Below are 15624 nucleotides of genomic sequence, written 5' to 3'. Positions count from 1 at the left end.
ATTGAGTATATTTATGAGTTTATTAAGAATCATAACATTTTGTTTTGTTACTAAAAGCAAACTTTGTGGCAAGAGCCTGTGACATAAGTAGCTCATCGGTTCACAATCATGAGGTTGTGCAACAGTCCCTTCCAGAATCCTGACCTCTTAAACGATCTTTCCTCTTCTGGAATATCATGTGCCCTCTTGGTCGTTTGTCGGCAGAGAATCCTTCTTTAGAATTGCTTCGTTTGAAGTATTCCCACAGGTATGCAACTGTATCATTCATGAATCTAAGGATCATGTCCTTCCAAGCGATTGGTCCTTTTATCCAGAAATTCTTCCTAGCCATTATTAATATCCTTGTGTTTTCAGACAAGTCATCAAGGATGCCCTGTCCCGAGTAATATCGGTCAAGTCTTACGCTGACAAGATCTATCATGAGTTTTGAGATCATGTTAAAGGTCTTCCTGTAGGCGTCCCTCTCAGATCCGAGAGAAACGGCATAGCCGATTTACATCATTGTATTGAGATCCAATAAGCGAATGAATAGACGAACTCTCCTTTCTTGACAGATTCTCCATGTTTCTCCCTCATTGATCTGTAATGCTTACTTACGGTGAGTGAGTAGCTTGTATCGTCGCCCACAGCATCACATTTCCCTGTCTACTTCATCCTTAATGTCTCAATGAAAAGGTTTTTCAGCATCATGATCGCCAGGGGATCCAAATACAGTCTTTTAACAGTCTGGTATTGGATATCCTTCGTCATTCAAAACAGTGCCTGATCATTTTCCAAACTCCTGTTGCCAGACTTCATAACCTCCTTTACCAGGATGATGAATTCTTACCCCTTGGTATCCAATAGGGAATGCTGGCTAAATTCATCTGTCACATTGCCTAAAACATGATCGATCAAGATTCTTAGTTTCGTGGACATTCCAAGAAGTCCTTTCCTTTATTTTTTCTCTTATTTAACTGAATCCGTGATCACTGAGATGTAGAACTTGTACCTGCACTCAAGTATCAGGGTGTTTATGTTATCTCTGAATTTTTCCTATCCAGACTGGTTGATCACGAATTTATACTAAATAATGAGTTTGTATGTATTTGTGAAGAAGATTCAGTTTGTTGAGGCCAATGAGATTACTGTAAGAAACATTAAGGCTTACATGAAAGAGTCGTGACAAAAATCTGATCAGGAACAAAGGTGAATTGGTTTAAGGGGGATTTGGGGAAGAAAGATTATCTTATAATTGAAAAGTACGAGGAATGAAGACTTCTGTCCCAGAGTCCATCTTATCCATAAGTTTAAAATAGAGGGTCAGTATATTTAAAAGGGAATAATAATGCAGATAGTATCTCTTCTCATCTTATTCCTGCTCTTAGTCTCTGGCGTGTGGTACTCATATTCATTAGGATACGGCGCGGCACTGGGTTCACCAGTTTCGGTTGCTCCAACTGTCAAGCCTCAGGGGTCTCTTTCCTGTGATCCCCACTACCCCTATGTTAAGGAGACCCTGGTTATTTCAAATGATACTATTGTACCCGGAAATTATGTTCCTACGACGACTGCTGGAGCTTCGGCAGAATGGATACTTTTCGATCCACTTAACGGTCTGATCTATGTCTCACTATACAATTCAACTGTTTTGGCTATAAACGGGAGTGACCAGAAGATTGTGGAACACTACACTGTTGGCACTCATCCTACCATGATGTCATTGAACGAGAAGGACAACCTCCTTTACGTTTACGATTCGAGCGGTTGTTACTTATCCATAATTAATCTGACACAGGGTAAAGTTGTGGGGACTACATCGGGTGTAGGTATGCCTGTAGTTGGGATAGGTTCCAGTTCCGAGAACGGTTACACCTATGTCTCTGCTTACTGCTGTGCACATGCGAAGAGCAAGGTAGTTGTATTCAACGGAACAACCCAAATCGGAACCATATGTGGCGCGGGTGGAGGGCAAGTACTGTGCGACCCCAATAACCATTATGTTTACAGCATAGAATTCACAGGGGCGCTCGCAGTAATCAATGGCACCTCTTTGGTTGGAACTATAGGAGGTTTATGTGGTGCCTGTGCTGACGCATTCGACGTGTCAAATGGATACATCTTTGTCTCGGAGCCATATTCAAATAACATAGCTGTAATTAATACCAGTTCAAGTTCCATTGTTGCAAATATCCATGCTTATAATCCCCACCGCATGACTTATGATCAGGCTAATGGTTATCTCTTTGTCATGAACCAGAGCTCTGGAGAAATCTATGTTGTGAACGTAACCACGGATAAAGTTGTCGATGCTATAGCCGGTGGACCAGTCGCCTGCGAAAATACGATAACCTTTGACCCATACAACGGGTATGTTTATGAGGCGTCCTCTTCTGGGGTCATTACAATCATAGCTGGTCCTAACTACGCTGTAATGTTCAAGGAGAGTGGTCTCCCTGCAAAAAGCTTCTGGACACTTGAACTTAACAATTCAACCTCCGCTTCTACTTCCAGTGATTCGCTTTACCTCTACATCCCCAATGGGTCTTATTACTATCATGCTCTTTCCTCGGTGTCGGGATATCTCCCCAATAGGGCTTCGGGAACCCTTTCTGTATCTGGCTCTGCAGTCACCGTGCTCATAGTCTTCTCCAAGGTCTTCCAGGCCACATTCTTACGTTCAGGTCTTCCTTCCGGATCCACCTGGTATGTAAATATTTCCGGCGTAACAAGATCCGGTCCAATTACCGGTTCCAGCTTCTCGATTGATCTTTCCAATGGCACCTACTTCTACTCTGTTTCAACCAGTAACAAGGAATACTCACCTTCAGAGCATACCGGCTACCTGGTCGTAAATGGATCACCAAGGTCCATGATAGTGTCATTCACCCAGGTCCTTTTCATGGTCACCTTCAATGCTTTCAACCTTCCTCCAGGGAAGGTGTGGTACGTAAACCTGTCCAACGGAGCATCATCAGGGCCTATCGTTGAACCAACCTATTCATTCTATCTTCCAAACGGATCTTACACGTTTCAAATTGGAAATCTTCCTGGCTTCAAAGCCAATTTAAGTGGAGGCTCTGTTAACGTTACCGGGAAGGACGTTTCAGTTAACCTTGAGTTTTTACCTGATTCAGGCAATTCTAAAATTTTTCCTTTGTACTTCTATGAGATTACCGCCGCTTTGGTGTTAGTCGCTGCTGTTGTTGCTGCTGTTGTCCTTCGGCGGAGAAGAGAGAAGTAGCGAGGGCACGACCTTTGTTCACACCACTGATTCATGTAATCAATACCTACCATGTTATTGATTGTACTTAATAAGGAACCATCAAAATTATTGTTATGTGTGAATTCAAGAGTGATTCAAGGATGCACGATGATACCATCTCTAATTTATGATTCTAAGAGATTACCGATTCTATCGCAATAGTCCACCAAATGGGACTTGCCGCTAATAACACGATATCTTGAGCAATTTCAATTCGCCTGTTGCACTTACTGATATAATCGTGGTTGCTATTGTTGTGATCTATGGTGCTAAAAATCCAAAGCTGTCAAGGCCCATGCAACAGCACTTGCCAATGAATTTACCAATTGCCATACACCCAAATGAGTTAAAAGCCACCATATTGGCCACTAAGTTTTTTCATACGCAACTGTGTGAGCAGTGCTTTTTACAATCGTCACTGGCACACCTGCGACTGGAGCTAGGTTGAAAGGCAGTGCCTGCATCTGAGGCTCCGCAACTACAAAAAATACAGGAACCCCGGTAACTGTTGCCATCAACCCAACTACAAAGATAACTTTCAAGAGTTTTGGGTAATCCTTCCTACTGGCTGTTAACCCAATACTAGAGTCCTTTCAACTATAACTATCCTTGGGAGGAAAATTCAGAACTATATGCGAGGTTTGCATTATTGTACATCTACATCACTACAATAATAATACTGTATATTATATAAAAGACCTTTGTAGTTTTACCATTTACTATATGTGTATATAATAGACCTAAATAAAAACATAATGGAACCAAAGACCTTTACGGTTACTAATAAATTTCCAATAGGAAAGCGGAATCATTTTATTTCTTTCATTGTAATACTAGTTGCATCTATTTGCTTGTTTGCCTCGTTGGGAGTGTATATAATTGCGTTTAAATCAACTGCAAATCAAATTAATTTGGCCGGGTTATTAGCCATCGTTGTATTTGTAGTTGTACTTGCATTGATGTTTGTTATTTTTACAAGTTTTGGGTTTGGAAAGAGAGGAATGCTTATTGAATCGATATATTCTACTTCGGGAGATGCTGAATACAACAAGAGACTTAAAGAAGCTGCACAGGAATACATATCTGGGAAGATAGATAAGAATGGGTTTTTTAAAATGGTAGGCAAAGAAACTAGTATAGAGGAGAATATTTTGAAATCTTTAGACAATATCAAATCAACTAAATGAAATGTGATTCTTCCTGCACTCACAAGATTTGGATAAATCAGCATCCCTGATTGGTAGCCTAGAAGGGTCAGTACGCAATTCTATCAAGGTATCCACTGAATTGATTAATTAACTCTACCTGCACTCCATAAATTGCAATTTGTTTTATTCGAATATATAGGTAAGGTAGGGTTTGAAAGGTTTAGATGACCACAACTACTCGATTTTTTTGTAGTTAAGAAAGAGAATAACGGATCAGTTTTTAGTTTTAGTGTCATGATCAGAATGAATGGTTTGATAGAATAATATACGACTTAACATGGTATGATTTTACCTTAACTTAATTCGATAGCCATAAATCGGTTATAATCGATTCAAATAAACTCTTCATAGTTATATTTAACTGAATATTGCAATACATTCATGATGGTTCAATATTTATAACCATATAGAAGTTTCTGGAAAGGTTGTGAATAGTTATTTCAAAGATATAAGAAAAAAACTTTACAATAATTGATTTGAGATGTGGTCGACAGAAAATATTAACTTAATCTTAATGTTTTATAAAATAAAACAAGACTTATATATATTATATTTATATTGAGCAAATGAATAACAGTAATTTTGTAGATTTTATATTTGGAAAGAGAAATGATGAAACTAAGAGCAATGTGGTTAACAAGAGTCTAATAACTGCCTCTGTTATCACCTTATTAGGCTCACTAATTGTTTTGGAAAATTTTTTCTTATTAACCTCATTTCTTAATTACAATCAACAAACCGGGTATCAGGGAATTGAGGATATATCTATTTACTATCCAGTAAGAACTATACTTCTCATTATTGGGTTAATACTCAGCATTATTGGTTTTACTTATTATGATTATGCGGTGAAAAAATCTCTCGGGAAATTACCCTTATTTAGACGGGCCACCTTATATCTTCTTTTAGGTTTTATAGCGTTTTTCATATTTGTAATCACTGATTCCAGTCTCATAATAGGCACATACGTTTGTAATGAACTGCCAGGAAGTCTACCTTACATATCACCATTAGAGTACTCATATTTGACAATTCTCTATTTTGTTGGCATTTTCCTTATGGCTGTATCGACCATAGCTTTGACCTATAATTTGTTCAATTTAGCTAGAAATACGGGTGTAGGAATCCTTGCCATTGTGGCTCCTTTTTATATAGTTCCTTACTTAAATTTAGTAGCACCTCTCGTTATAATTATTAGTGAATTCATCATAGTTTTGAGAGAATAAAAAAAGATTAACAAATGATTTCCAAATACCTATATAAACTTATAAAAGTGTTTGCAATGACTTAATCTATATAATTATTTTATAGTAGAACTTTCAAAGAATGGGATTATAATGATCTAAATTCAAATTGAATCTGTGTAAGGCTCATTGCATTGGAATTTTATTAATTAAAGATAAAGAAATATTATCTTGAGGCAGGGTTGCTTTAATACAATTGGATTTGGTACATACTTCATTATTCTCATCTCTAAGATCAAAAGATGTTCATCCAAGGAGGTTTTCTAAATTCTTCTATGCTTTCAACATTAATTCCACACCTTGACAATTCTCTCAGAAAAATGAGAAAAACAAAGAATGTGCAAAACTAAATTTTAACTGTCACCAAATAGTATAGTAATTTCTGACAACAATTAAATGGTTTACACATTAGCCTAAAGTATTTTGAAATCGTTTAGAAAGGTGAAAATTTTTTTCTGGCAATGAAGTAATTGCAACAACAGCTTTAAAATTAAACTGAACTTACCCCTTTTGATGGGTATCTTTTGAAAATTAATCAGATCGTCTTGATTAAGTATTTTATATCATACATCATTATATGCCTTAAGAATTATGTATTGCCATCTACCGGCCATTGAGATCACAAGTGAAACAAAGGCGAAAATGGATATTAAAATAATGGCCACACCAATTAAAACAAATGACTAAAGAATAAATAAGAAGAAAAAATCTGCAGAGGCAAATATATGGCTGAAAAGTCATAAGTGGAACCGCATCCCATTTACTAGGTTTCAAATCTCTAACTATCCTTTGTTTTTAGCTTTTTTAAGTAGGCTATTAAGTTTACGTTCTTAATTTATTGAAGCAATCTATTTACATAAATTTATAAATTTTGCAAACAAACAAATAGCGCCCTATTAAAGGTTGATCACTTCATTATGGTAGAGGATGCTATAAGAAAAGCGGAAGAATATCCATTAAAAAGGGAGAGTGGCTTGCCTTAGAGAGGAAAGTGATGTACCAAACATTAAGCCTAACCATTTCATATGAGGAAGATTCAGTGAAAATTGTTCAGCATAATTGTAAGATAATCTAAGAGTTGAATCCCGAACCAGTTAGCAAAAAGTAAAATTAAGCTGGTGATGAAATATTGTTTGAAAGGAAAATTACAGTGGTATCCTCGGATGAAGAGATCCAAGAATTCTATTTCAGCATGAAGACTTCATATCCATCACTTTACAAATTCCCAAAACGAGTGTGGGAGGAACTCAAACAAAAGACTTTCTGCGTTATTCAGAAACTAACATGGCAAATATGGAAAATCTACATGACCAAGTATTAGATCAACAACCTGTTGATGCAATAACTAACAAACTCTGGAAGCTTAGTTATTTTATTAAGTTTCTGGGAAGAAGTGGTGATAATTTCAATTCTGCTAGAACATTTTACTCAAAATGAATACAAGAAGAGATTAAATTATTGAAAATTGCTGACGATTCTATGTATAAACCGCAGTACCAATTGATCTTACAAAAATAATATTAAAATTCTTTTAGTTTGTTTTTCCAAAAACGTCACTTTCTTTTCTATGCCACACAAACTAAACCATTAATTAGATAATTGTCCCCCCACCTATCTTTTTAATTAAATGGTCAATAGATTTTAAATTTGGTTCAGAAAGCAATATCAATGAGAAAACATCATAAATCGATAGATTTTTAATTAAAAGTATGTAATTCCGGCGCTAACAATATTTGTTTACACTACCTATCCATCAATTGGACACTACTGAGATGCTTTCGGATCTAAAATTAAACAAACTAAAGTGTAATAACTTAATTAAATAAACGGATCTAATATAATTTCACACTGGATAACTCAATTCAGACAGACTATATTTGGTCCAATGAATTTAGGGAATTTCTTCATGTCTCCATTGCCATAAGTAAGGCATTCACAAACTAAATAAAAGAAGCCAGAAATCCTCCATGGATAATCTTCCTCAAAATGAGTTCTGGGTTAGTTCATGGGTGATCTGAAATAAGAGTAATAATTAGAGAAAAAAAGTGAAGTGAGACTAAATGAATAATGAAAAAAAGTGTTCCAAATTCTGGTGGAACAGATCAAATTACCTGACAGTTATATGTATATAAAAAGCATTGTTATTATTGCCAGTAAATATGGAAGAAGTTCAACTAGGTAAAGCTCCCTAGGAGTAATAAGCCTTTTACATTCACCGCTCTTGTTTAAAAAAATATTACTGAAAGTTTGAATTTCAGCTTTGTTCGATGACAAAAACGTTAGGTTTCCATCTCTACTACTTATTTTTGCAAGCGCCTTTCCAACAACATTATCCCATTTTATTTGACCGTCTTCGTATGGATTGTTATCACCTTTGGTAATTATTGTATCCCCTTCTTTTCTAATTATTCTGTGGATAACATGTTCACTTCGAAATTGAATTCGAACAGGAGGTATATACTCAATAATGTCTCCATTTAAAAAATCAATGCCACTTCCCCTCATCTTAATGAAACATATATCATTTGGTTCTAAAACGGGAAACATGCTCATTCCTCGAATTACAACCATTTTAATCCCCTTTTTAGAGTGGAACCAGGAAAAGATTGATTTACTTAACAATGTAAATAGGGTTAATAATACAATGTAGATAGTTAGAATAAGGTATATTTCAGTTGAAGAAAAACCAATTAATATTTCTGATAAGAGCAAATTATAAGATAGCAAGAATAATAAAGTTCTCTTGATTCCTGGACTTCTATATGTGACATACATAAAGAAACTTAGGTAGAGAAATGCGCTGGGTGAAAAGATTATAACTTGAGTTAATAACACCACCAATGGGGTAGGGTACTGAGCAATCCCCAGAGCATAAATAACCCGTGGCAAAAGGTAGGTTTCCTCTATCATAATACAAAAAAGTAAAAAATTGTTAAATTGTATGTATCCCATTGAATAAAAGTGGAGATGTTTCTGTTTAGAAAATCTAACATATAGAAAATATATTAAACCCATTGCAAGAAAAATTGAAACAAAAACTATACCAATGACTGGAAAAAGCTCTGACCAGGATGGTATTCCTATTATGACATTTGTGTTCATCAGTTAACACCTAAGTAAAATAAAAATTGGATAGTAGAAATCCAGTTACCAAAATCTCACTCATTGCCGCAATAAATAATAATCCAATAGAAAATAACAAAAACTTCACTACTTTTTTGGTAATACATGAAGGTGCATTATCTAGGAATGAAACAGGTTGTCCATGTGAGTAACCTTTAATAGCCTCAGGAATCCCTTTCATGATGAATACTGAGGACAACATGTCATAAATATACTCATATGTCTCTACAAAGAAATGAAGTCCATCTCTGAATAATATAAAGTATGGATGTGAATTTATAAAACCTCATATGAAACGTGTATCTAGATTAGAGGTTGTGATTATTTCAATAACATCTATTTTGAAGAATACAAATACCCCAATAACCAACCTATAAATCTCTATTATAGTATTATTTATGAAAATGGATTTCACATGAGTCATAATAGGATTATAAAAGAAAGGGCTACTAGGTGAGGGAGTTGGTAGTTTAAAAAATTTGTTTAGAAAGCCTATGCAAATAATCCTTGTTATCAAAGGAATATAGTAAATAGGGGCACTGTCTAGGAAAATTCTTTTCTTTATATTGAGTCTCCATTTAATGACTGTGATTTGACTAAGTTTCTTTTCAATAATCATCTGATTATATTCCTCCTAAAATGTTCATAGAGTCATCGAGTTGTAGGAAAAGTGTTGCATTAACGATAGACTTAATAAGCACCAGACCATAAATATTTTTTGTGATTGGACACCTTTCCTTTCTTTATTTAACTTAGTGGTTCTTGTGCTCGAAAGATATTTACCTACTGAAAAACCACCAAAACCCTCTGAATAGAAATAGATAAAAGCAATTAGAATATTCAAAAGTAGCTTTTTATAAAATACTATATAATTTATTTGAACCATTAACGGTTTATCGTCTCCAGAATAATTGAATATTCTAATTAACCACAGAGCGCTATATCCAAGTAAGCTGAATAATAATGAGGTGACCCCAAATAGGAAAATAAGGTCCAAAAGACAAGGTAAAGATTTCAAGTAAGAAAGCACACTTTGATATTCATAATTTGAGAAATTCTCAATTAGCTTTGTTTTCGTCTCTAAAGTTTTCTATTTCGTAAAGCTTCCCTAAAAGCTAAAGCGTAGAAGTATGACCATACTACAGCGAATATCAAGAACCAAAAACCCAGGAACGCTACAATAAAGCTATGCCAGTACGGGTGGTACTTAACCTCCGTAGAGGCCACATAAAGTGAAATAGGAAGTGATATAATTGCACCTGGCACGATTTCTAAAATTATTTTCGTCCTTCTCTTTACCAGATTCTCACCTTAGTAAATCATGTATTTAGTAACATAAATATTTCTCTAATTTTTCCCATGTTGTTGGGTTACAAAACAATTATAAAGTGATATATTTATTATCTGTCTGAGCTTGATTAATATTTTAGAAATTAGTGTTGGTGAATTGTTATTTTAACCTATTAGATGGTTGAAAAAAACACTCTGAAATCTAAGGGAAAAATTTTATAAATGCAGGAATTGCCATAGAAAGCGTTTTGGTGTTTATTGCGCTTCTAACGCAAACACTCCATGCCCCTCTATTTATACATGGAATGAAAACGACTTCGTATTTTGAGTCTTCTCCAGCGCGGACGATTAACTCTCAGCATTTCCATTATTAATATTTTTTTGACTACCATAACCTATTATTATCTGTAGAACTAGTCCTTTAAATCAGCAATTTCCACGATTTGTTTTCATACTTGGGCACTCCCCGATCTCATTTATTTCATATTTGTTGTAATAGTGTGGTCGCATGTCGATACTCATCTGATAGGTATAACTTGGTTATGTTTGTTATCCTGTGAAATTTATACACAATTAATTACTCATTCAAGAACTGGAAAAACCCTTTCTGTTTTCCATTCCAATTTATGCCCTGGTTTCTCAATCCTACTCATGGTTCTACCCTGCTTACCTGTGAGTGTAATATTATCATAAATAGGGTGCATTATTATGTTTCTTGGTATGCGGAGATTGTGAGTTAACAAAATATGGTTCCACTGTGTTTAATGAAAATAGAGGTTCAGGGTTCATCCATTCATCAACACAGCTCAAGAGCTCTGCTAGTTCAGGAATAGCCGGTGCAGAACATTATGGTACATTGGGCGAAGCATGGGGTAACACAAAGCTTGACAGGCACAATGTGATGGAAGGAGAAATAGTATGATTCTTAAACTCAATGGTTTTTGCAATTTTTATTCTATTCTGCGGCTACTATTTTTTAGCCCCGTGGCTCTCATAAGGATTCAGGAAGAAATTGAGTTAACTCTTTCCTGATTATAATATACATGCTTTTCACAAAGCAATGAGAGTGTTAATGACTTTTTACTTTTATTATGGAAAGGAAAGCATTATAGATATCTGGACATTTAAAGAGAAATCCTCAGATGTTCAAGCCCCCTCATATTATAATTTCCTCTGTACCTGGGGTTTTCTTTTATTCTCCCTTTTGTTAAGCGATCGAGAAGCCTGTCAAAAGCGATCGCACCTTCAACCCTTGCAAGCGGGGCTCCAAGGCAGAAATGAATACCCTCTGAGAAGGAAAGATGTCTTATCTCTTTTCGTGTTATGTCAAACTTATCCGGTTCGTTGAATATCGCCTCATCGTGATTGGCAGATCCAATCAGGGCTACTATGAACTTATTTTTCCCAATGGTATGACCTTCTATTTCAACATCATCTGTCATGGGGACTCTTGACACCATCTGAACTGGTGAATCGTACCGGAGCATCTCTTCTATAGCATTTTTTATCATGGATCTGTCGTCAGAAAGCATGTCAAGCTGATCCCTGTTCCTCATTAGTGCATAGGATCCATTACCGATTAGATTGGTTGTGGTCTCATGACCTGCCACAAGCAGCAGTGCGCATAATGTTAGAAGTTCCTCCACTGTTATGTTGTACCCTCCTTCCATATCATTTACCATTTTGCTTATCAGATCTTCCGAAGGATCTTTTTTTCTTCTCTCAATCAGTTCATTGAAGTATTTTCCCAATTCACCTTTTGCAACAAAACCACCGTATATCTCGTCATCGGAAGAGAATGGATTCATAAGCTTCGCAAACTCATCCGACAGAACCTTGAACTTGGGCATGTCCTTTTCAGGCACCCCCATCAGTTTTGCTATAACGTAGGCAGGAAGCGGTGCTGCAAATTCTGTAATCAGATCTATTTCACCCCTTTCATTGGTCTCAAGCAATCTATCACAAAGATTCTCTATGAAAGGCTTCAGCTGCTCTATGGATCTTGGTGTGAATGATCTGGACGCCAGATTTCTAATTCTTGTATGATCGGGAGGATTAAGTGACAGTATTGATCTTGGTTTCATCTTTGGATGTTTTTCACCATAATCTTTCAGGTATTTATCCCGGATGGGTGAAACATCTTCTGACTCATTTGGAGTGTGACCAAATTGTTTTTCCTTTAGAATCAATTGGCATGTCTCATACCTGCTGACTAAGAACGCATCCCAATTCCTGGAATAAACGATGGGAAATTGCTTTCTCAGGATACTGTAAAATGGATATGGGTCCTGCAATGATTTATTCATCTCTTTTAAAATATTATCATCTGATTCCATTTTTATCTATTTAAGATAATGGAATTCTATAAATAATTTTTTATAGATATTAGTTCTGTGAAGGAATTACACTATTAATTTTCCAGATGGAATAATCCCTGCAGGAACAGGCTCAGGCTGATTTCTTTCAAAAATTCCCATTGTTGCACTGCTGTCAGGATATATTGTTCTCCCATTCATATAATATACTCCCTATCAGTTCGATCACTTTGCCTTTTTTTAATCTGATCATTATTGGGGTCAAATTTGCAACATATGTGATATTTCATCGTAGACCAGTATTAATCAATACACATTTAATGATATAATTCAACCATGAGACCCTAAGTTATATTCATCCTCTTTGTAATGCTGAATCTTTGACATCTATCCAAACATCTTAAGAAACGGATGCGCTCGTTATCACTTTCAAGTATATTTGGATCCTATGGAAAATACAGTCATATCTCTTCTTATCAGAATCACAGTTAATGAAACAAATCTAAAAATAATGAAAATGACAGTGTGAGCTGGTAATTTCCATAGACGATGTCATTAACTCCTGGCGCCGTTACCTATCTTTAATGTTCTTGTGAATCATATTTTTCTGATACTGAAGCATTCTATGTGACAGTTTGTATCTGACTGCAATCTGAATATTCAAGCAGCGTCTCGGTTATAAACGCTTAAACCAGCATTGTGGTTTCAACAATTCCTTTTGGATCAAATCAGTATGGAGCAGCCTTTGATTCATCCAACGGACACATTTATGTCATAATGCTATTTCCAGAATCTATAAGTATCATATCTCCTAGAAAACTTGTTGAATCCTATGCCGTAACATTCATAGAATCAGGTCTTCAATCAGGAACATCATTGTCTGTAACTGGTAGTAACTCTTGAGGGAATAACTGAATCATCCCTATCAGTTATTATAACATTCACAGAGCACAATAGAACATACTCATATAGGGTCACAAATGCATCGGGATATTCAGTATCGCAATCATACGGTTCAGTAACCATAAATTATACTTACGAATCTACTGGTAAATCTAGATCTTCCGGAATATCTGGTATAGAATTCTACGGCATCATAGATGAGGTAGTTTCCATTGCAGTTATAGGTTCTGCAGTTGCACTTATAAGGAAGAGAAAAAAGTCTATTCCATCAGTTTTTCGAAACTTAGCCTATACTGAAGAAGGTCTTTTTTATGGAAGAACGTGTATATACTTAATTAAATAATTTGATACTCCTTATACTCAACTAAATTTAGCCCTAAAGATTTTAATTAAATTTTCTCCTTTCATTATTTCTTTTTTTAAATTCAAATTAAAAAACTAATTCTTTCTTTTAACAAATTAGTAAGATTTTTCAAATTTCCAACCCAGCTTTTATTTAACAGATTTAAATTATTTCTTTACTGGAAGAAGAACAAAGGCGTATTAAATTTGACCTATTCATTTACTTTCTTGTGATCTTTTATTCAGTGGTTTCAAAAAAAAGAAGCAAATTCCTAACAGTATATAACAAAAACTTATTTCATTTATACAAACTTCTTAAGAAGAATCTTGAACAGGAAACAAAAAAATATTATGTAATAATAAACTTTTATATTAATAACTTCAATGTAATTTTGCAAGCGAATAAAAGATTTTAAATAACATGCGTATTTCACAATATGAGAAGGATCTCAATTCCAAGGAAGATTACATTGCCACAGGTATTTGTAGCTATTGTTATCTTTTCTTTTCTGGCGGCTTCTGTTCAAGCTTCAGTTGGTCAATTTAACAACAACATCTCCACCTCTAAAGGTATAAATGTCTCATCATTGGTTCAGGTAAAAAATTATACAGAAACTGGTTTTGTGAAATACACTCTTTTGTTGTTTAACAACACACTCTTAAATGGTAATGTATACACTAAAAATTGTGATATATGCCCATTCGATGCAACATTCGATTCGTCAACTGGTAACGTATATGCCATAAATTATCATTCCAACACGGTTTCAGTAATAAACGATACCACAAACAAAGTTATTTCAACGATTTCAGTGGGAACAAATCCAGAAGAAGCAGCATTCGATTCGTCAACTGGTAACGTATATGTAACGAATTTTGGATCAAGTAGCGTTTCAGTAATAAACGATACCACAAACAAAGTTATTTCAACGATTTCAGTGGGAACAAATCCAGTTGGTGTAGCCTTCGATTCTTTTGACAGTGATATTTACGTAGCGAATCTTAATTCTAACACAGTCTCAGTGATAAACGGTTGCACAAACACTGTCATTTCAACGATTTCAGTTGGAAAAACCCCATTTGGGGTAGCTTTCGACTTATTCAACGGTAACTTATATGTTACAAACGAAAATGCTAACACAGTCTCAGTGATAAACGGCTATGCAAACACTGTCATTTCAACGATTTCAGTAGGTGCAAATCCAGATGGAATAACCTTTGATTCATCCAACGGGTATATTTATGTTGATAATTATAATTCTAATACAGTCTCAGTTATAAACCCAGCAACAAACACTGTCATTTCAACTATTTCAGTCGGATCCGTTCCAAATGGGATAGATTTTGCTTCATCCAATGGATATATTTATGTTTCTAATTCTGGTTCTAATACAGTCTCAGTGATAAACGGCTCTACAAACACTGTCATTTCAACTATTTCAGTAGGTGCAAATCCAGTCGGAATAACCTTTGATTCATCCAATGGGTACATCTATGTAGTAAACTTTTATTCAGGTTCAGTAAGTATCATACCTACAATAAAACAACTTTACTATTATTGTGCCAATTTTACAGAATCGGGTCTTCCATCAGGAGCACCATGGTATGTCAACATCACAATTCATGATTCAGGTCCAATAACAGGAACATCCTATTCATTATCTTTACCAAACGGAACATACACATACACAATAGGAACAACCAACAAGTTATATCATGCCAATGAAGGATCATTCACTGTAAATGGTTCTAAATCAAATAACACAATAATGGTTTCCTTCTCATTGGTAACATATACAGTAACATTCATAGAAACAGGAATAGAATCAGGGCAGTCATGGAATGTTGACATAAATGGTGTTACACACACAGTTACAGGATCATTCTTAACACTTTCAGGAACAAATGGAACATCCTTCACATACAGTATAGTGAACTCATCCAGTTACTACGTA

9 protein-coding genes are annotated in these 15624 nt (G+C 35.2%); 6 read left to right on the top strand and 3 right to left on the bottom strand.

The genetic code is table 11. The features are described 5' to 3' along the window. Positions 1-106 precede the first annotated feature (106 nt). Positions 107-436 carry a hypothetical protein gene (locus ACNF4Z_RS06755; RefSeq protein ID WP_458328479.1) on the bottom strand — a complete coding sequence of 110 codons (330 nt, stop codon included), beginning with the start codon at positions 434-436 and terminating at the stop codon, positions 107-109. Positions 437-1327: 891 nt separating this feature from the next. Here ACNF4Z_RS06755 and ACNF4Z_RS06750 point away from each other — a divergent pair. The 3 genes from ACNF4Z_RS06750 to ACNF4Z_RS06740 all read left to right on the top strand — a co-directional run bounded on the left by ACNF4Z_RS06750 (position 1328) and on the right by ACNF4Z_RS06740 (position 5678). Beyond that, complete coding sequence (locus ACNF4Z_RS06750) at positions 1328-3223, top strand: YncE family protein (RefSeq protein WP_458328478.1); 1896 nt, start codon at positions 1328-1330, stop codon at positions 3221-3223. Between the two features lie 776 nt (positions 3224-3999). Beyond that, on the top strand, positions 4000-4431 hold the full coding sequence (locus ACNF4Z_RS06745; protein ID WP_458328477.1) for a hypothetical protein: 432 nt from the start codon (positions 4000-4002) through the stop codon (positions 4429-4431). A gap of 587 nt (positions 4432-5018) precedes the next feature. Continuing rightward, entirely contained in the window at positions 5019-5678 is a 660-nt protein-coding gene (locus ACNF4Z_RS06740) for a hypothetical protein (protein ID WP_458328476.1), read from the top strand. Positions 5679-7814: 2136 nt separating this feature from the next. Here ACNF4Z_RS06740 and ACNF4Z_RS06735 read toward each other — a convergent pair. Next, the gene (locus ACNF4Z_RS06735) at positions 7815-8606 is read right to left on the bottom strand and encodes a signal peptidase I (RefSeq protein WP_458328475.1); all 792 of its coding nucleotides are present in this window, start codon (positions 8604-8606) and stop codon (positions 7815-7817) included. 2218 nt (positions 8607-10824) lie between these two features. Between ACNF4Z_RS06735 and ACNF4Z_RS06730 the strand changes: the two genes are divergently transcribed. Beyond that, on the top strand, positions 10825-11031 hold the full coding sequence (locus ACNF4Z_RS06730) for a hypothetical protein (protein WP_458328474.1): 207 nt from the start codon (positions 10825-10827) through the stop codon (positions 11029-11031). A gap of 202 nt (positions 11032-11233) precedes the next feature. Here the strand turns inward: ACNF4Z_RS06730 and ACNF4Z_RS06725 are convergent, their stop codons facing one another. Beyond that, the gene (locus ACNF4Z_RS06725; RefSeq protein WP_458328473.1) at positions 11234-12445 is read right to left on the bottom strand and encodes a cytochrome P450; all 1212 of its coding nucleotides are present in this window, start codon (positions 12443-12445) and stop codon (positions 11234-11236) included. A gap of 678 nt (positions 12446-13123) precedes the next feature. Here ACNF4Z_RS06725 and ACNF4Z_RS06720 point away from each other — a divergent pair. Together ACNF4Z_RS06720 and ACNF4Z_RS06715 are read left to right on the top strand one after the other, a co-directional pair. Continuing rightward, positions 13124-13327: a hypothetical protein gene (locus ACNF4Z_RS06720; protein WP_458328472.1), complete on the top strand. Its 204-nt coding sequence runs from the start codon at positions 13124-13126 to the stop codon at positions 13325-13327. Positions 13328-14106: 779 nt separating this feature from the next. Then, positions 14107-15624, top strand: a 1518-nt coding sequence (locus tag ACNF4Z_RS06715) for a YncE family protein (RefSeq protein WP_458328471.1), incomplete at its 3' end; no start/stop codon positions are given.

Origin of the sequence: Caldiplasma sukawensis (assembly GCF_052315375.1) — an archaeon.
In the GTDB taxonomy this organism is placed as follows: domain Archaea; phylum Thermoplasmatota; class Thermoplasmata; order Thermoplasmatales; family Thermoplasmataceae; genus Cuniculiplasma.
This window is presented reverse-complemented; position numbering and strand designations above follow the sequence as displayed.